The following is a 15,585-nucleotide window of genomic DNA, read 5'->3' on the forward strand; positions in this document are numbered from 1 at the left end:
CTTTGAGGGCCTGCTGGTACTTGTAGCCGATGTAGTAGCCGTGCACCGCCTCGTCACGGATGATCAGCCGGATCAGGTCGGCGGTGTTGGTCAGCTTGGCGTGGCTCGACCAGTACATCGGGGCGTAGAAGCCGGAGTAGAACAGGAACGACTCCAGCATGGTCGAGGCGACCTTGCGCTTCTCGGGGTCGTCGCCGTAATAGAAGTCGAGCACGATCTGCGCCTTGCGCTGCAGGTGTTCGTTCTCTTCGCTCCAGCGGAACGCGTCGTCGATCTCGGCGGTGGAGATCAGCGTGGAGAAGATGGACGAGTAGCTCTTGGCGTGCACCGACTCCATGAACGCGATGTTGGTGTAGACGGCCTCTTCGTGCGGCGTCCGGGCGTCCGGGATCAGCGAGACAGCGCCGACCGTGCCCTGAATGGTGTCCAGCATGGTCAGCCCGGTGAACACCCGGGTGGTCATCAGCTGCTCATGCGGCTTCAGCGTGCGCCACGAGGGGATGTCGTTGCTCAGCGGCACCTTCTCGGGCAGCCAGAAGTTGCCGGTCAGCCGGTCCCAGACCTCAAGGTCCTTGTCGTCCTCGATGCGGTTCCAGTTGATCGCCTGGACGCCGCGCAGCAGGGTCAGTTTCTGAGTCATCGGTGATTTCCTCGGTGTCCTTGAACTACTCAGTTGGTGCGGTGGTGAGATCCAGGATCTCTGATGGGCTGATCGGTGGTCACAGCGCGCAGCTGACGCAGCCCTCGACCTCGGTGCCCTCCAGGGCGAGCTGCCGCAGCCGGATGTAGTACAGCGTCTTGATGCCCTTCTTCCAGGCGTAGATCTGGGCCCGGTTGAGGTCACGGGTGGTGACGTTGTCGGGGAAGAACAGGGTCAGCGACAGCCCCTGATCGACATGCTTGGTCGCCTCGGCGTAGGTGTCGATGATCGCCTCGGGGCCGATCTCGTAGGCGTCCCGGTAGTACTCCAGGTTGTCGTTGGTCAGGTACGGCGCGGGGTAGTAGACGCGTCCGATCTTGCCCTCTTTGCGGATCTCGACCTTGGCCACGATCGGGTGGATCGACGACGTCGAGTGGTTGATGTAGCTGATCGAACCGGTCGGCGGAATGGCCTGCAGGTTCTGGTTGTACATGCCGTATTCGGCGACCTCGGCGGCCAGCGCACGCCAGTCGTCCGGGGTGGGCAGGGCGATTCCAGCATCGGCGAACAGCCCGGCCACCTTCTCGGTGCGCGGCGTCCAGTCGCCCTCGATGTAGCGGACGAAGTACTCACCCGAGGCGTACTTCGAACGCTCGAAGCCGTCGAAGGTCTCGCCACGCTCCCGGGCGATCCGGCAGGACGCGGCGATCGCGTGGAAGGTCACCGTGTAGAAGTACATGTTGGTGAAGTCCAGGCCCTCGTCCGAGCCGTAGTGGATGGACTCACGGGCCAGGTAGCCGTGCAGGTTCATCGCACCCAGGCCGATGGCGTGGCTCATCGCGTTGCCCCGCTCGATGCTCGGCGCGCAGGCGATGTTGGACTGGTCCGACACCGCGGTCAGCGCCCGGATCGCGGTCTCCACCGTGACGCCGAAGTGCGGCGAGTCCATCGCCTTGGCGATGTTCAGTGAACCCAGGTTGCAGGAGATGTCCTTGCCGACGTCTGCGAACGACAGATCTTCGTTGTAGGTGGATTCGGTCGACACCTGCAGGATCTCTGAGCACAGATTGCTCATGGTGATCCGGCCGTCGATCGGGTTCGCCCGGTTCACCGTGTCCTCGAAAACGATGTACGGGTAGCCCGACTCGAACTGGATCTCGGCCAGGGTCTGGAAGAACTTCCGGGCGTTCATCTTCGACTTGGTGATCCGCCGGTCGTTGACCAGTTCGTGATACCGATCGGTGATCGAGATCTCGGTGAACGGCACCCCGTAGACCCGTTCGATGTCGTACGGGCTGAACAGATACATGTCCTCGTTGTCGCGGGCCAGTTGGAAGGTGATGTCGGGAATCACCACACCCAGCGACAGCGTCTTGATCCGGATCTTCTCGTCGGCGTTCTCACGCTTGGTGTCGAGGAACCGCATGATGTCGGGGTGGTGCGCGTGCAGATACACCGCGCCCGCACCCTGCCGAGCACCCAACTGGTTCGCGTACGAGAACGAATCCTCGAGTAGCTTCATCACCGGGATCACCCCGGACGACTGGTTCTTGATCTTCTTGATCGGCGCCCCGGCCTCACGAATGTTGGTCAGCGACAGCGCCACCCCGCCGCCCCGCTTGGAAAGCTGCAGCGAGGAGTTGATGGCCCGGGCGATCGACTCCATGTTGTCCTCGACCCGCAGCAGGAAGCAGGAGACCAGCTCGCCGCGCTGCGCCTTGCCGGCGTTCAGGAAGGTCGGGGTGGCCGGCTGGAAACGTCCGGCCATGATCTCGTCGGTCAGGCTCTCGGCCATCCGGTGGTCGCCGGCGGCCAGGGTGAGCGCCACCATGCAGACCCGGTCCTCGAAGCGCTCCAGGTAGCGCGAACCGTCGAACGTCTTCAGCGTGTACGAGGTGTAGTACTTGAACGCGCCCATGAAGGTCGGAAAGCGGAACTTCACCGCGTAGGCACGCTTGAACAGCGTCTTGATGAATTCGAAGTCGTAGAGGTCGAGCACCTGCTGCTCGTAATAGCCCTGCTCGACCAGGTAATCGAGCTTCTCCTTCAGCGAATGGAAGAACACCGTATTGGTGTTGACGTGCTGCAAGAAGTACTGGTGCGCAGCCTGACGATCCGCCTCGAACTGGATCCTGCCGTCCGCGTCGTACAGATTCAGCAGAGCGTTCAGCGCGTGGTAATCGACCTCGGACGAAACGGCCTCTAGGCCGGTGTCGGTGAGCACAGTGGTTGCCATAGTGAAATGAGTCCTTCGCGGACGGCCTCGACGTCGTCGGGCGTCCCCATGAGTTCGAACTGGTACAGGTGGGGCACCGCGCATTTGCGGGCGATGATGTGGCCGGCCAGGCAATACGCCGAGCCGAAGTTGGTGTTGCCGGCCGAGATGACGCCGAGCAGCTGGGCCCGGTTGCCCGGGTCGTTGAGGAAGTGGATGACCTGCTTCGGGACGGCCCCTTGGCCGTTGCCGCCGCCGTAGGTGGGGGTGATCAGGACGAACGGGCGGTCGAGGCTCAGGTGCGGGTCGCTCGCCCGCAGTCCGATCCGCTCGGCTTCGAAGCCGAGCTTGGCGACGAAGCGGTGGGTGTTCTCCGAGATCGAGGAGAAGTACACGATGTGCACCATGTGGCTCTCCTCGCTGTGAGGTGTTGGTCAGCTTGTCGCTGGCCCGGATTCGTCGGGAGCTTTCGTCGGCCGAACTTGTCGAGACCCGGAATGCGGTCTCGACAAGCTCGACCAGCGGTGCTCGTCAGCCTAGCCAGTGGCCGCGGTCAGGCCGCCTGGACGCGGGCCGCGGTGGCCTTGATGCGGTCGGGGCGGAAGCCGGCCCAGTGCTCATCGTCGGCGAACACGACCGGCGCCTGCTGGTAGCCGAGTTCCATCACCTGGGCAAGGGCCCGTTCGTCGGCGGACAGGTCGACCACGTCGTAGGAAAGACCGGCCCGATCGAGTGCACGGTAGGTGGCGGTGCACTGCACGCAGGAGGGCTTGCTGTAGACGGTGATCGTCATTGCTCCGGGTCCTTTCCCTGGGGACGGGGTTACATCGGTGTAGTTCCATCGGTGTCAGTCACGGACACTACACATATGGGCGCCGGCTCGCAAGGACCACTAGATGTTGTGTCTCGTGTCGTCGAGCGGGTAGCTGGGGGCAGGCCGAAGTGCACCCGGTCCGATGGGGTTCAGCGAGCGTTTGTGCTTCTCAGTGCGGTGCTGAAGCTCACCGGTGGGTGGCGGCGAAGTGGGGAAGGATCTGCCGCGGGAGGGCTAGGTCGAGGACGAAGCCTCCGCGGCATGTGTCACCGTCGAACGCCCGAGGCGGCCCGACTGGCGGAAGTTGGTCACGCAACTCTCCTTCGCGAGTTGTGCTCGTCCGCCGGTGACGGCTTGCCCTGAGGCCTGGTCGATCCCGAGCCAGGAGAGGCCGTGCCGGCGGTCTGTCTGCCGGCCCGTGGGGTTCCCGGGCCGGGCGCTGGCAGGTCTTCGGACTCTCGGGCTCGGATCGCTCGATCCACCTACTGTCCGTCGCTTCCCAGGCCGTGGCCCAGTGCTTGATGACGAAGGTCGTTCCCGAATACCGCTGCGGGGCAGTCCCGGATTCTCACCGGGTTCCCTCTTGCCTCTCCTCCGTCCGGGGCCGGCGGAGAACCAGTCGCGGGCCCGACTCTACGACAGCCGGCGGGCTGAACCCATCTTGTCGGCGTGTCGTGTCGTTGACCCGGTGTGGTCCCGCGGTGGAGGGGTGGGGCGTGGCTCCAGTCGTCGTGGGATGGCTTTCGCGGGTCGCGAATCTGGAACGAAAAGAACCGTCCCTTCGTGCCAGAAGCGGAACGAAAAGAACCGTCCCTTCGTACCGGTAGCTTGTTAAGCAAGCTACATGGTTATACCGTTAACTCATGTCTGAGGGGTCGGGTTCCTGGGGGTCGCAGCTGCGCAAGGGGGTGCTCGAACTCGCGGTGCTCGGCCTGCTCGCCGGGGAGCCCCGGTACGGCTCGAGCCTGGTCGACGACCTGGCCGGACGCCCGGGGCTGGCGATCACCGCGGGCACCGTCTATCCGCTGCTGGCGCGGCTCGCCAAGGCGGGGTCGGTGACCACGACCTGGCGGGAGTCGCCGGTGGGCCCGCCGCGCAAGTACTACGCGCTCACCGACAGCGGTCGTCGCCGGCTGGACGTGATGAGCCAGGAGTTCGACACCGTCGCCGCCGCGCTGGCCGGCATTCTGAAAGGGGAGTCATGATCGCCTCGATTGATGAATTACGACCGGACGCCAGGGCTGCGGCGCAGCGGTTCCTCGATGCCTCCGTCGCCGACGTCGAGCGTGGCTTGCGCGACGACGTCCGCGCCGAACTGACCGCCGACCTGTGCGAGCGGCTGGCGGCGACGGCCACGCCTGCCGATGTGGCCGCGATCGCGGACGGGCTGGCCCCCGAAAGTGGGCCCGGGTGTCGCCGTCCGGGTGATCGGTGGGTCGCGGGTCTGCGTCTGCGCGGCATGCTCACCCGCATCGCGCAGACCTGGTGGCAGCCCGCCGATCAGCGGCTCTTCCTGCCACGCGCCGTCGGTCTCGGCTGGGACGTCAACCTCGGCGCGGTGGCCGTCCGGCTGAACCTGATCGAACCGGACGCCGAGGCTGTCCCGTTCACCTCGACCCCGGATGCGGCTTTCCGCGCGGCTGTCGCACTCCCGGCGCTACTGGTTGGCGCGACCGCCTTGCACTACCTGGTGCGCGGCCGGACGTTGCCGCAGCGGCTGCCTTCACATTGGGGGCTAGCTGGACGGCCGGATCGGTGGGTGTCCAAGGAGCGTGCCGCGGCCACCGACATCGCACTCACCGCAGGTGCGGTGGCGCTGGCCGCCTGGAGCGCGGGTAGCGATCGTCCCGGACCGACGCGTGCCGGAGCCACGGCAGCGGCGACCGCCGCGGCCACGCTCGGCACCTGCATGACGGTGATCCGGCCGACCCGCGGCGGCGCCTGGGTGCCGGTGGCACTACTCGGTGCGCTCGGCGCCGGAGTGGGTGGCGTGCTGCTCGGCCTGGCCCGAGCGGGTCGGCAGGCCGAGATCGATCGCGACCTCGGCGATCGCTGATGACCGGGTTCGCGGCTGATCGGGAATCGCTGGGACGGCGAGGGTTCGCGGACCGTTCCGGTCACCCGGCCAGGTAACTCTGCAGCACCACGGCCTGATTGAGCCGCGGATCGCGCGCGCCGTAGAGCAGGGTGACCGGTGCATGCTCGCGTCCGATCTCACGCAACTCATCCACGGCGGGGTTCGCGTCCAGTTCGGCACGATAGCGGGTGGTGAATTCATCGAGCCGGTCAGGGTCGTGATTCCACCACTTCCGCAACGCGGCGGACGGCGCCACGTCCGGCAGCCACTGATCGAGTGCGGCGGCGTCCTTGGAGAGGCCGCGTGGCCAGAGTCGGTCGATCAGGACGCGGTACCCGTCGGTGGGCTCGGCCGCCTCGTAGACCCGCTTGATGCGGAAAACCTCTGCGGTGGCGTCGGAACTCGTGCTCATCACCCCTCCTCCGGCTGTGGCTGGGGGTCACGATTCTACAAACACGTCGTGATAAAAGAGCGGAGGGATCAGGACAGATCCGCCAGGGCCAGCAGTCCGCCGGCCAGCACGCGGACGTCGCGGTAGCCGCGCGCCTCCAGGCTGGCGGCGGCGACCTCGGCTCGCTGGCCGCTGCGGCAGATGACCAGGATCGGCTCCCCGTTCGGGACGCCGTCCAGCGCACCTTCCAAGAGGGCCGGGAGGGGAATGTTCACCGAACCGGGCACCCGTTGCGCGGCGAACTCGTCCGGACCGCGGACATCCAGCAGGAACATCGTGCCGGCCTCGGGCAGGTCGAACTCCTCGGTGGCGCTCGAGGTCGGCCCGCAGGCCGGGGCGGCCGTGGCCGGAGCGGAGGTTGTCGGGCGGCTGCTCGACCTGCGGACCTCCGCCTGGTCCCAGCGCCCGGCCAGGGCGTCGATCACCAGTACCCGGCCCAGCAGAGGCCGGCCGATTCCGGTGATCAGCTTGATCGCCTCCATCGCCATCACCGATCCGGCTTGTGCACACAATGCGCCGACCACCCCCGCCTCGGCGCACGAGGGAACGGTGCCGGCAGCCGGGGGCTCGGGAAACACGTCGCGCAACTGGACGCCCTCGCCGCCCGGCGCGGCGTCCCAGAAGACCGCCACCTGTGCCGCGAAGCCCAGCACCGATCCCCACACCAGCGGCTTTCCGGCGCTGACGCAGGCGTCGTTGACCAGGTAGCGGGTGGGAAAGTTGTCCGCGCCGTCGAGCACCAGGTCGTAGTCGGCCAGCAGTTCATCGATGGTGTCCGAGGTCAGCCGGAGGTCATGCCGGCGAACGGTGACCGTCGGGTTGAGCGCGGCGACGGCGTCCGCCGCCGAATCGACCTTGGGCCGTCCGACGTCGCCGTCGGAATGGATCACCTGCCGATGCAGATTGGACTTCTCCACCCGGTCGAAATCGACGACGCCGATCGTGCCCACGCCGGCAGCGGCCAGGTAGAGCAGCACCGGCGAGCCAAGGCCGCCCGCACCGATCACCAACACCCGGGCTGCTGCCAGGCTGCGCTGCCCGGTGACGCCGACCTCACCCAGGATCAACTGGCGCGAGTAGCGCGCCAGGCCATCGGCGTCCAACTCGCCCACGGGCGGTACCAGCGGTGGCAACGTCATGGCACAACCCTAAAACGTGAACTTCGAGAACATCATGTATTGATGTTGTATCCAACGCGACTAGAGTTGATCAGATCAGCTGATCGCTCTGCGACCGAGGAAAGGGGACTGCGATGCAGACTCACGATGGTCCGTCGACGGCGGAACGGAAGGCGCGCTACGCAATTCTGATCAGGTGGTGGAACGGCGGTGCGCTGGTCATGCTGGTGGTGCTCGCCTTCGCACTGTTCGGCCTGATCTCGGGTCAGGGCCTAGGAGCCCTCAGACCGATCTACTGCGGGTTCCTGGCCGCGATGATGGCGCTGGGCGGCATGGTGCTCGCCTTGTGGCGCGGCTTCATCGTGTCCAACCAGCAGGTGCTCGATGACGAAACCGGAAGCCGTCGCTAAGACGCGACCGGTGACCAGTGGCATGATGCCGGGCGTGAACGATGGACGCCCGGCGCGGAGGCCCGATGTCGACGGCTGACTACGGGCTCCCCGGGGCCAGCGCCGCCGATCGGGTCTACCAGGCGCTTCGCGATGCGATCGTGGAGGGCCGGTACAGAGCCGGCACGATGCTCGGCGAAGCAGCGCTGGCGGCCCAGTTCACCGTCAGCCGGACGCCGGTCCGGTCGGCGCTGCTCCGGCTGCAGAGCGAGGGGTGGATCATCATCTACCCCAAGCGCGGTGCGCTGGTGCAGGGCATCAGCGAGCGGGCCAGAGCCGATCTGGCCGATGCCCGGCTGGTCCTCGAGTCGAGTTCGATAGGGCAGGCGTCCGCGGATGTGCTCGACCGGCTGGTCGTGGAGTTGGAGCGGTCGATCGAGCAGCAACGGGACGCACTCGCCGCGGGTGACGTCCGGCGCTACATCGACCTGACCATCGCCTTCCATCGGCACTTCGTCGAGGCCGGCCACAACGACGTCCTGCTCGAACTCAACGATCGCCTCGCCGACCGTCAGCGGTCCGTGCTGTTCGCCGCCGGCGAGCGGCTCCTTGCCGAACGCGAGCAGATGCTCGCCGAACATCAACAACTCATCGACCTGATCCGGATCGGCGACATTCCCGGATTCACCGCGGCCCTGCACGACCACATCGCGCATACCTATGCGGCCTCGGTGCCGCCGGTGATGTTCTCCCGCCCGGTGGGCGAGGGTGCTTACCGGAGTATTTCGGTCGGCCGCTGAGCGTGGCGGACGGCCGTCGTCCGGACTAGCGTCAAGTCGGGCGGCTGTGGCCGCAGCCCGGGCAAGGAGCGTGCACCGTGACGAGCGTGCTGGTCATCGAGGACGACCCGACCACGCGTGAGGTGCTGCGCCGCTACCTCACCCGTGCCACCCTCGAGGTCACCGAAGCCGGAACCGGCACCGAGGGCCTGGCGGCCTTCCTCAGCGCCCCACCCGATCTCGTCATCCTCGACCTGATGCTGCCCGGCATCGACGGCCTGGACGTGTGCGAACGGATCCGCCGCAGCAGCGAGGTGCCGATCATGATCCTGACCGCACTCGGCAGCGAGTCCGACCGCGTCGTCGGGCTGGAGCAGGGCGCCGACGACTACGTGGTCAAACCCTTCTCACCGCGCGAAGTGACCCTGCGAGCGCAACGGCTGCTGCGGCGCACCGCGCCCGAGCGGGCTCCCTCCACGGTGTCCGACGGCGACCTGGAGCTTGACCTGTCCGCGCGCCGGGCAACTCGTGCGGGGGTTGAACTGGCCATGACGGCCCGCGAGTTCGATCTGCTCGCCTTCCTGATCTCCCACCCCGACCAGGCGTTCCGACGCTCGGAGCTGCTGCGGCAGGTGTGGGACTGGGATTTCGGTGACGACTCCACCGTGACCGTCCACGTCCGGCGACTCCGCGAGAAGGTGGAGGCCGACCCTTCGCGGCCGCGGCGCCTGCAGACCGTCTGGGGCGTCGGTTACCGCTACCAGCCGCTGGGAGCCGACGGGTGAGCGAGCCGCTGCTGCACATCGCGCCGTGGGCGGTGCTCACCTGCGTCGTCACGATTGTGCTGTTGTGGTTGGTGCTGCGCAGGCTCGGTACCCGGCCCAGCACGTCGCTGGCCGTGGTGGTGTCGGTCCCGCTGGTCGTGGCGCTGCTCTTCGTGGTCGCGATCAGCGGTTTCATGTTCACCGAGCAGCTCGGTTGGACGGTGGCCACCTGCCTGCTGGTGGGTGTGATGCTCGTGCCCGGATCGGTGATCCTGGGCCAGCAGTTCACCCGCCGCGCCCTCGCGCTGGAGGCGCGGCGGGCTCAGGAGCGGGCCGGCGAGGCCGCCCGCCGCGATCTGATCGCCTGGATCAGTCACGATCTGCGCACCCCGCTGGCAGGCATCAAGGCGATGGCCGAGGCGCTCGAGGACCAGGTCGTCGACGAGCCCGACGACGTCCGCGGCTACGGCGCCCGGATCGGACGCGAAGCGTCCCGGCTGGGTTCGATGGTCGAGGACCTGTTCGAACTGTCCCGGATCAGCAGTGGCGCCGTCGACCTGCGGCTGGAGCCGATCGGTCTGGACATGCTGGTGGGCGAGTTGGCCAACGGGCTGCGCCCGATCGCCTCGTCGATGGGTGTGGGGATGGATGTCGAGCTGCCGGCGCTGACTGCAACCGGGGCGGGGCGGGAGCTGGAACGAGTGGTCGCCAACCTGCTGGTGAACGCCGTCCGGCACACCCGTCCGGGCGCCTCGGTGCAGGTACGCGGCGGGGGAGAGGCGTCGCGGGTGTGGCTCAGTGTTGCCGACGGCTGCGGTGGGATCCCCGAGGGTGATCTCGGGCAGGTCTTCGACCTGGGTTTCCGCGGGACGGCGGCGCGCTCGCCCGAGGCGTCCGAACTGAGCCCGGGTGCCGGCCTGGGACTCGCCATCGTGAAGGACCTGGTCGAAGCCCAGGGCGGCGAGGTGGCCGTCCGGAATATCGCCGGCGGCTGCCGGTTCACCGTGACACTTCCCGCCGGATAGACCCCTGCCGCACGCAGCGGAACGGCGTCCGGGGATTTCCCCGGACGCCGTTTCTCCCGTTCGGTCGAGCCTGTCGAGCTCGCGTCAGCTGGCCGCGATGCCCTCCAGTGGACGACCGTTGGTGGCCCCCAGGCCGGTCTGTGTGGTGTCGATGCGGGTCAGCGCGCCGTGGCGTCCGACCCGGAACGTGTCGACGCTGCCGTCGGCACCGTTCAGCTGATACAGGTACTGACCGCCCCGCGAAGCGGCCAGGTCGACCGGGCCGCCGCCGGAGGTGCTGGCTGCGGTCGCGTCGGTCAGGGCGACCTTGCCGGCACGGACGCGGAACGACGAGATGCTGTTCGAGCCGGCGTTCGCCGCGTACAGGGTGCCGTGCACGACCACGCTCCAGCAGGCCGCCTGCTGCCCGGTCGGACCGGCCTGCGACAGCTGGGTCAGTCGGCCCTTGGTGCCGACCCGGTAGGAGCTCGCGAGTCCGGTGGCGTCGATGACGAGCAGGCGTCCGGCACGATCGAACGACAGGGCGAACGGAACCATGCCGGACGTGGTCGTCGTCGGGGACGCCGACGGCATGCCGTGCCGCAGCGGGTAGGTGAGCAGGGTGCCGTGCGTCTTGGTGGAGACCACGACCGTGCTGCGATCCGGCGTGATCGCCACCTGCGCGGGCGACTGCAGGAACTCGGGGTTGGCGTTCGGCATCAGGTGGAGCTGCCGGGTGCTGCCGGCCAGCGGTCGCACCGTGCGGCCGTCGATCCGGTAGCCGCTGATCGAGCCGCCGTCGCGGGCGTTGAGCACGTAGACCAGGTCGCCGGTGACGCTGACCGAAACCGGAAGATCGCCGTGGCTGGGCAGGATCTGCCGCCGAACGAGCCGGCTGCCGTCCACACCGAAGACGGTGATGGTGTCGCTACCGCCGTTGACGGCGAACAGCAACCGGTGTCGCCGGTCCAGGGTGAGCGAGCCCTGCGAGGCCAGCGGGTCGACCACCGCATCGGTGACCACCGCGCCCTTGCCGCCGGTGTAGTAGCTGGCGGTGCGGCGCAGCCGTCCGTCGGCACCGCGGTCGAAAGCGATCACCGAGTTGGCGGTCAGGTCATTGCTCTGGACGAAGACCGCTCCGGCCGGTTGCGATCGGTGATGCGTGGGCTGCGCGTGCGCCGGTTGAGCAGCGGGAGCCGGCGCGGCCTGTGCTGCGGGCGCCGGGAGCGCTCCCAGCGTGAGTGCTGCGGCGGTCGCCACAAGGATGGAAATGCGTCGATGGGTCACGATGCCCTCCTGTTGGTTGGGTGCTTCTGGCATCGAAGTCAACGCCGGACGCACCCGGCACTCCATGACCGTCGGGTTACCGGACCTTACGAGAATCTGACGGGGGTGTGCGCCTTCCGGTGCGAGGACGACCCGTTGCTTGTGGTCGGGTGCGGGTCAGTGCCGGTGGTCGTTCAATGCGTGGCAGGTGCGCGGCGCGTGCGACTGCGCATCGGTCGATGCCGAAGAGTGACGCCCGTGGTGAATCCGGTTGCTGCGCACGCGATGAGCGTGGTCAGCCGGATCCAATAGTCGGTGGTGGAGGCGGGTGCGGCCGGGCCGTGCCAGATTGCCGCGAGCAATAGCACGTGTGTGGCGAACGCTGCCCAGCCCAGTGGCGGCAGGGTCTGTCGGCGTGCGATGAGGGGGACCGCGGTGATCAGCACCAGCAGCGAGGTGAGCAACAGGCCGAGTGCCAGCGGCATGGAAGCGAACGCCATGGTGCCGCTGTCGTACTCGCCCTGCCAATCCGCGTCCGGCGCGCCGAGCAGGTCGTGGACCGCGTGCAACTCGAGCAGGGTCGTGGCCGCGAGTACGCAATTGCCGAAGACCAGCGCGATGCCGAACGGGTTCGGTTCCTGGCGCACGTGCGCACTGTAGTCAGGCAGCCAAAGTTGTCATGCCGGGAGTGGGGTCAACTCATTCCCGCGAGCCGATAGAGCACCAGGCTGCCTGCAACGGCGACGTTCAAACTGGAGCCGACGCCGCACATCGGAATCTCGACGCACTGGTCGGCGAGGTCCACGATGTCGGCCGGCACGCCGTTGTGTTCGTGCCCGAGCAGAACCACGGTGGGCTGCCGAGCCGGCTGCAATCGTGGTAAGGAGATTGCGCCCTCGGCCAACTCGATGGCCACCACTTGCCACCCCTGATTCCGCATCCGCTCGACCCAGGCGTTCTTCCCTCCACGGACGCGGTGAACGCAGGGCTGGTGACGTCCCAGCGTGTTTCCGGTCGCGAGCGCGCTCCGGTAGTGCGGAGTGTCCGGCACCGCGAGGCATGCGCCCACCGCGTCACAGGTGCGTTGCAGCGTGCCGAGGTTGGCCTGATAGGCCACCCACAAAGGAGCGACGATCAACTGGCCCCAACAACCGTGCTGGGTGCGCCTGCGTCGGCGGCGGATGTCGGACGGCGTCGAGGCGCGCCGAGTCATAGCTTCGTGCAGGGTCCGATCGGCTGGTTCGCGTAATCGCTCATCTGTGGACGCCATTCAGCGGCGGCGCCGGTCCATCGACGGGAAAGTGAGGATGCCCATCGTACGGCCAGACAGGGCGATGGCCAGCGCTGAAGGTGACTGCTCTGCCCACCATTGGTGTTTCCCCGACGGCCCTCGAGTCGGCGGAGTCGGTGGAGATCATCTCTACGGTCGACGTCCTTCGGTTGGTCGCCAAATGGTCCGAGTCGGAATCCAGGCGAGCGTGTCCGCTTGGGCTGGATCGGGGAGTGCTACCACGGACTCGTCGTAGAGATGCCACTCATCGCGCGAGTAGGCCTCGGCCGCGATGAGCAGGGTCGAGGCGGTGTCGCCATGAAGCAGCACCTCGGTCACGAGACCAGGAGCGAGGCAACCCTCGACCGTGATGTCGTAGACGACTTCGACCTGATTGATTCGCCCTCGGGTGAGGGGGACATCACGGCGTGACCGCAGCGATCCAGTGTCGGACGGCGGTAGCAGCGGACACCAATCTGAGTTCGTGAACGAGAGGCCGAAGACGGCGTCGTCCTGGTACACGGTGATCAGGGAATCCCGGTCGGCCTGTCGTGCTCGCAGCCAGGCGAAAGGGATGCGCGGCTCATCGTTCGTGGCCCACGCAGCGGCTTGGTCGTCGGAACTCGACTCAAGGGCCCACTCCTCGCCTTCCCACGACTCGACCTCGATAGAGGCAAGCAGCAGTGCCGCCGTGATGTTCGAGGTAATCCAGCCAACGGGATCCTCAAGGCCGACACCGGCGAGGAGATCGGACGTCGCCGTAGATGTCATCTCTTCGAGTTGCCCCCGGGCGGGCAAAGTGCCCGGGCCGCGAGCGGCGGACAGCACTGGAAAGGCTCCGCCGTCCTCACGAAACACAGCCCAGACGCCTTCCCCTTCGGCATCGGTGAACTCCCAGCCGAGGCCGTCGCGCGCGCTCACGTCGGACGCCACGACGACCGCATATTGACTTGTCCAGTCGGTCACGGGGTGCTGTCCATGCTTCGTCACGCTACTCATATTGCACGCCGTGTCCGGACGCTCGGATACTGGCAGGCCGCCGCTTGGGTTTGCGTACGTTATGGCGTACGTTGGTTGCGGAGGTGCCACTATGACTTCGGTAAGCGCAACGTCGGCGAGAGCGAATCTGTACCGTCTGATCGATCAGGTCAACGAAGAGTCCGAGCCGTTGACGATCACCGGGCAGCGGGGCAATGCGGTCCTAGTCGGCGAGGATGACTGGCGCTCGATCCAGGAGACTCTGTACCTCGAGTCCGTCCCGGGCTACACGGAGTCGATTCGGCAGGCTCGTGCTGAGGGTGCGGGGGCCGGCTCCGAAGAGCTCGACTGGTGACGACCTGGCGGCTGGTGTATTCGCGACAGGCCCAGAAGGACGCAAAGAAGTTGTCGTCCTCGGGGCTGAAGCGCAAAGCGCAAGAGTTGCTGGCTCTGATTGCTGAGGATCCCTTCGCGTCGCCGCCACGGTACGAAAAGCTCGTCGGCGACTTGGCTGGCTGCTATTCCCGGCGGATCAATATTCAACATCGCCTCGTTTACGAGGTCCTCGGCGAGGAGCGCGTGGTGCATGTTCTGCGGATGTGGACGCGCTACGAGTGATCCGTCGAAAGGCAACTGGCGGCGCGGTCACTTTGTTGTACGAGTTGCTCGCCGCTAGTTGAGGATCTCGCCCCGTTCCTCTGGTGCCTTGGAGATCAGCCGGTCGCGCCAGACCTGCAGGGCCTCGGGTGTGAGCCTCGTCCAGTCGGTGACCTCGCGCACCACGCGGAGTGGCTCGGTGGCCCGGAAGGACCGCGTCGGATTGCCCGGGAACTTTTTGTCGGTGACGTTCGGGTCGTTCTCGAAGGCACCGGTGGGTGTGACCTCATAGACATGGGGACCGCCGCTGCCGCCGAGCAGCTCGACAGCGAGTTCGGCCGCCATTCCGGCTCCGTCGCGAAGCGCAGTGAAGTACACATGGTTCATCAACACGTCCGGCCGGTAGTTCGAACGGAAGCCGGGGGTGAGCAGGTCACCAGGTCGCAGAGTTGCGGCGGTGCCGTGGAAGAACGGTCCGTCGTCGAGGGCGTCACTCACGCCGCAATGCTAATTCGGGACGTCGGCGCGCGGGTTCCTTGTTGTGTTCAGGCTCGGTCCGCTGTGTCTGCTCGTCCCGCGGCGCGGCTTCATGACGCAGGTTCGAAGAGTCGATCCAGATGCTTGTCGATGGCCGCGAGGGCCGCGCGGGGTTCGATGACGTCGAGCTCGAGAAGTGGGGCGAGGCCGGTCAGGGCAAGGATGAGGTCCGTTTCGATGATCGGATCGCAGTCCGGACGGATCTGCCCGCTGCTCATCGCCTGCCTGATGAGAAGTTCGACCTGCGCGCGCCCCTCGCGGAGTCCAACGCCAACCCGCTCCCGCAGCGAGGGGTCGTGCATGGCTTCGAGGACGTAAGCCGCGTTCATGCGACTGGTGGCACGAGAGTCGGGTCGGAGAGGCAGCAACTCTGTGATCGCCAGTCGCAGCACGTCGCGAGCATGCGGCGGGTGACCGAGTGACGTCAGGCCTTGCTCGACTCGATGGGATGTCTGCTCCGAGGCGAACTCCATCGCGAACGCGAGCATCTCGGCTCGTGACGAGAAGTAGTGCTGCAGCTGTCCCAATGAGACTCCCGCCTCGCGGGCGACTTCGCGCATGGTCGCCTTCGCCCAGCCCTGCTGGTCGACGACCCGCCACAGCGCGTGAGCGATCGATTCGCGTCGCTCGTGATGATCCACCTGCTTCGGCACCTGGACTCCTCAGTTTCCAATACGCGTGACATA

General features: G+C 66.9%; 20 protein-coding genes and 1 riboswitch. Of the genes, 8 read left to right on the top strand and 12 right to left on the bottom strand.

All coding sequences use genetic code 11. From position 1 onward, the window contains the following. The 4 genes from QM624_RS11565 to nrdH form a co-directional block, all read right to left on the bottom strand. Positions 1-640: ribonucleotide-diphosphate reductase subunit beta (locus QM624_RS11565; RefSeq protein ID WP_415091924.1), on the bottom strand; the 640-nt coding region annotated here is incomplete at its 3' end. Between the two features lie 79 nt (positions 641-719). Further along, positions 720-2,876: a class 1b ribonucleoside-diphosphate reductase subunit alpha gene (gene nrdE, locus QM624_RS11570; RefSeq protein WP_415091926.1), complete on the bottom strand. Its 2,157-nt coding sequence runs from the start codon at positions 2,874-2,876 to the stop codon at positions 720-722. Continuing rightward, positions 2,843-3,262 (bottom strand): class Ib ribonucleoside-diphosphate reductase assembly flavoprotein NrdI, encoded by a 420-nt coding sequence (gene nrdI, locus QM624_RS11575; protein ID WP_298131027.1) that lies wholly within the window; start codon positions 3,260-3,262, stop codon positions 2,843-2,845. The genes nrdE and nrdI overlap by 34 nt, the downstream gene beginning before the upstream one ends. Before the next feature lie 146 nt (positions 3,263-3,408). Next, entirely contained in the window at positions 3,409-3,648 is a 240-nt protein-coding gene (gene nrdH / locus QM624_RS11580; RefSeq protein WP_298131025.1) for a glutaredoxin-like protein NrdH, read from the bottom strand. A 460-nt stretch (positions 3,649-4,108) separates the two neighbouring features. After that, positions 4,109-4,288: riboswitch (cobalamin riboswitch) on the bottom strand. A gap of 244 nt (positions 4,289-4,532) precedes the next feature. Here nrdH and QM624_RS11585 point away from each other — a divergent pair. Together QM624_RS11585 and QM624_RS11590 are read left to right on the top strand one after the other, a co-directional pair. Beyond that, positions 4,533-4,874 (top strand): PadR family transcriptional regulator, encoded by a 342-nt coding sequence (locus tag QM624_RS11585; RefSeq protein ID WP_415091929.1) that lies wholly within the window; start codon positions 4,533-4,535, stop codon positions 4,872-4,874. Further along, positions 4,871-5,725, top strand: coding sequence for a DUF1648 domain-containing protein (locus tag QM624_RS11590; RefSeq protein WP_415091931.1), 855 nt, complete (start codon positions 4,871-4,873; stop codon positions 5,723-5,725). The genes QM624_RS11585 and QM624_RS11590 overlap by 4 nt, the downstream gene beginning before the upstream one ends. 61 nt (positions 5,726-5,786) lie before the next feature. Here the strand turns inward: QM624_RS11590 and QM624_RS11595 are convergent, their stop codons facing one another. Then, positions 5,787-6,158, bottom strand: coding sequence for a DUF488 domain-containing protein (locus QM624_RS11595; protein WP_415091933.1), 372 nt, complete (start codon positions 6,156-6,158; stop codon positions 5,787-5,789). 68 nt (positions 6,159-6,226) lie between these two features. Next, complete coding sequence (locus QM624_RS11600) at positions 6,227-7,336, bottom strand: ThiF family adenylyltransferase (protein ID WP_415091935.1); 1,110 nt, start codon at positions 7,334-7,336, stop codon at positions 6,227-6,229. Positions 7,337-7,449: 113 nt separating this feature from the next. On the opposite strand from QM624_RS11600, the gene QM624_RS11605 reads away from it, so the two are divergent. From QM624_RS11605 to QM624_RS11620, 4 genes are all read left to right on the top strand, one after another. Next, positions 7,450-7,725, top strand: coding sequence for a hypothetical protein (locus tag QM624_RS11605; RefSeq protein ID WP_415091937.1), 276 nt, complete (start codon positions 7,450-7,452; stop codon positions 7,723-7,725). 65 nt (positions 7,726-7,790) lie between these two features. Continuing rightward, complete coding sequence (locus tag QM624_RS11610) at positions 7,791-8,504, top strand: GntR family transcriptional regulator (RefSeq protein WP_415091939.1); 714 nt, start codon at positions 7,791-7,793, stop codon at positions 8,502-8,504. Between the two features lie 77 nt (positions 8,505-8,581). Beyond that, positions 8,582-9,268 (top strand): response regulator transcription factor, encoded by a 687-nt coding sequence (locus tag QM624_RS11615; RefSeq protein WP_415091941.1) that lies wholly within the window; start codon positions 8,582-8,584, stop codon positions 9,266-9,268. Continuing rightward, positions 9,265-10,272, top strand: coding sequence for a sensor histidine kinase (locus QM624_RS11620; RefSeq protein WP_415091943.1), 1,008 nt, complete (start codon positions 9,265-9,267; stop codon positions 10,270-10,272). Before QM624_RS11615 ends, QM624_RS11620 begins: the two co-directional genes overlap by 4 nt. Positions 10,273-10,356: 84 nt before the next feature. On the opposite strand, the gene QM624_RS11625 is transcribed toward QM624_RS11620, so the two are convergent. The 4 genes from QM624_RS11625 to QM624_RS11640 all read right to left on the bottom strand — a co-directional run bounded on the left by QM624_RS11625 (position 10,357) and on the right by QM624_RS11640 (position 13,753). After that, positions 10,357-11,538 carry a lactonase family protein gene (locus tag QM624_RS11625; protein WP_415091945.1) on the bottom strand — a complete coding sequence of 394 codons (1,182 nt, stop codon included), beginning with the start codon at positions 11,536-11,538 and terminating at the stop codon, positions 10,357-10,359. A 173-nt stretch (positions 11,539-11,711) separates the two neighbouring features. Next, positions 11,712-12,164 carry a hypothetical protein gene (locus tag QM624_RS11630; RefSeq protein ID WP_415091947.1) on the bottom strand — a complete coding sequence of 151 codons (453 nt, stop codon included), beginning with the start codon at positions 12,162-12,164 and terminating at the stop codon, positions 11,712-11,714. Between the two features lie 47 nt (positions 12,165-12,211). Continuing rightward, positions 12,212-12,634 carry a TrmH family RNA methyltransferase gene (locus QM624_RS11635; protein ID WP_415091949.1) on the bottom strand — a complete coding sequence of 141 codons (423 nt, stop codon included), beginning with the start codon at positions 12,632-12,634 and terminating at the stop codon, positions 12,212-12,214. Between the two features lie 303 nt (positions 12,635-12,937). Then, entirely contained in the window at positions 12,938-13,753 is an 816-nt protein-coding gene (locus QM624_RS11640; protein WP_415091951.1) for a hypothetical protein, read from the bottom strand. 124 nt (positions 13,754-13,877) lie between these two features. On the opposite strand from QM624_RS11640, the gene QM624_RS11645 reads away from it, so the two are divergent. Beyond that, the gene (locus tag QM624_RS11645; protein WP_415091953.1) at positions 13,878-14,120 is read left to right on the top strand and encodes a type II toxin-antitoxin system Phd/YefM family antitoxin; all 243 of its coding nucleotides are present in this window, start codon (positions 13,878-13,880) and stop codon (positions 14,118-14,120) included. Continuing rightward, positions 14,117-14,383, top strand: coding sequence for a Txe/YoeB family addiction module toxin (locus QM624_RS11650; RefSeq protein ID WP_415091955.1), 267 nt, complete (start codon positions 14,117-14,119; stop codon positions 14,381-14,383). Before QM624_RS11645 ends, QM624_RS11650 begins: the two co-directional genes overlap by 4 nt. Positions 14,384-14,437: 54 nt before the next feature. On the opposite strand, the gene arr is transcribed toward QM624_RS11650, so the two are convergent. Together arr and QM624_RS11660 are read right to left on the bottom strand one after the other, a co-directional pair. Continuing rightward, complete coding sequence (gene arr / locus QM624_RS11655; protein WP_415091957.1) at positions 14,438-14,860, bottom strand: NAD(+)--rifampin ADP-ribosyltransferase; 423 nt, start codon at positions 14,858-14,860, stop codon at positions 14,438-14,440. An 89-nt stretch (positions 14,861-14,949) separates the two neighbouring features. Further along, positions 14,950-15,552, bottom strand: coding sequence for a TetR/AcrR family transcriptional regulator (locus tag QM624_RS11660; RefSeq protein ID WP_415091959.1), 603 nt, complete (start codon positions 15,550-15,552; stop codon positions 14,950-14,952). Between the last annotated feature and the right edge of the window lie 33 nt (positions 15,553-15,585).

The sequence above is a fragment of the Micropruina sp. genome, assembly GCF_047606365.1.
Classification (GTDB): Bacteria; Actinomycetota; Actinomycetes; order Propionibacteriales; family Propionibacteriaceae; genus Micropruina.

Excerpts from the sequence above, each read along its gene's own strand:
- nrdE (WP_415091926.1), bottom strand. The coding sequence starts at position 2,876 with ATGGCAACCACTGTGCTCACCGACACCGGCCTAGAGGCCGTTTCGTCC.
- nrdI (WP_298131027.1), bottom strand. The coding sequence starts at position 3,262 with ATGGTGCACATCGTGTACTTCTCCTCGATCTCGGAGAACACCCACCGC.
- nrdH (WP_298131025.1), bottom strand. The coding sequence starts at position 3,648 with ATGACGATCACCGTCTACAGCAAGCCCTCCTGCGTGCAGTGCACCGCC.
- QM624_RS11585 (WP_415091929.1), top strand. The coding sequence starts at position 4,533 with ATGTCTGAGGGGTCGGGTTCCTGGGGGTCGCAGCTGCGCAAGGGGGTG.
- QM624_RS11590 (WP_415091931.1), top strand. The coding sequence starts at position 4,871 with ATGATCGCCTCGATTGATGAATTACGACCGGACGCCAGGGCTGCGGCG.
- QM624_RS11595 (WP_415091933.1), bottom strand. The coding sequence starts at position 6,158 with ATGAGCACGAGTTCCGACGCCACCGCAGAGGTTTTCCGCATCAAGCGG.
- QM624_RS11600 (WP_415091935.1), bottom strand. The coding sequence starts at position 7,336 with ATGACGTTGCCACCGCTGGTACCGCCCGTGGGCGAGTTGGACGCCGAT.
- QM624_RS11605 (WP_415091937.1), top strand. The coding sequence starts at position 7,450 with ATGCAGACTCACGATGGTCCGTCGACGGCGGAACGGAAGGCGCGCTAC.
- QM624_RS11610 (WP_415091939.1), top strand. The coding sequence starts at position 7,791 with ATGTCGACGGCTGACTACGGGCTCCCCGGGGCCAGCGCCGCCGATCGG.
- QM624_RS11645 (WP_415091953.1), top strand. The coding sequence starts at position 13,878 with ATGACTTCGGTAAGCGCAACGTCGGCGAGAGCGAATCTGTACCGTCTG.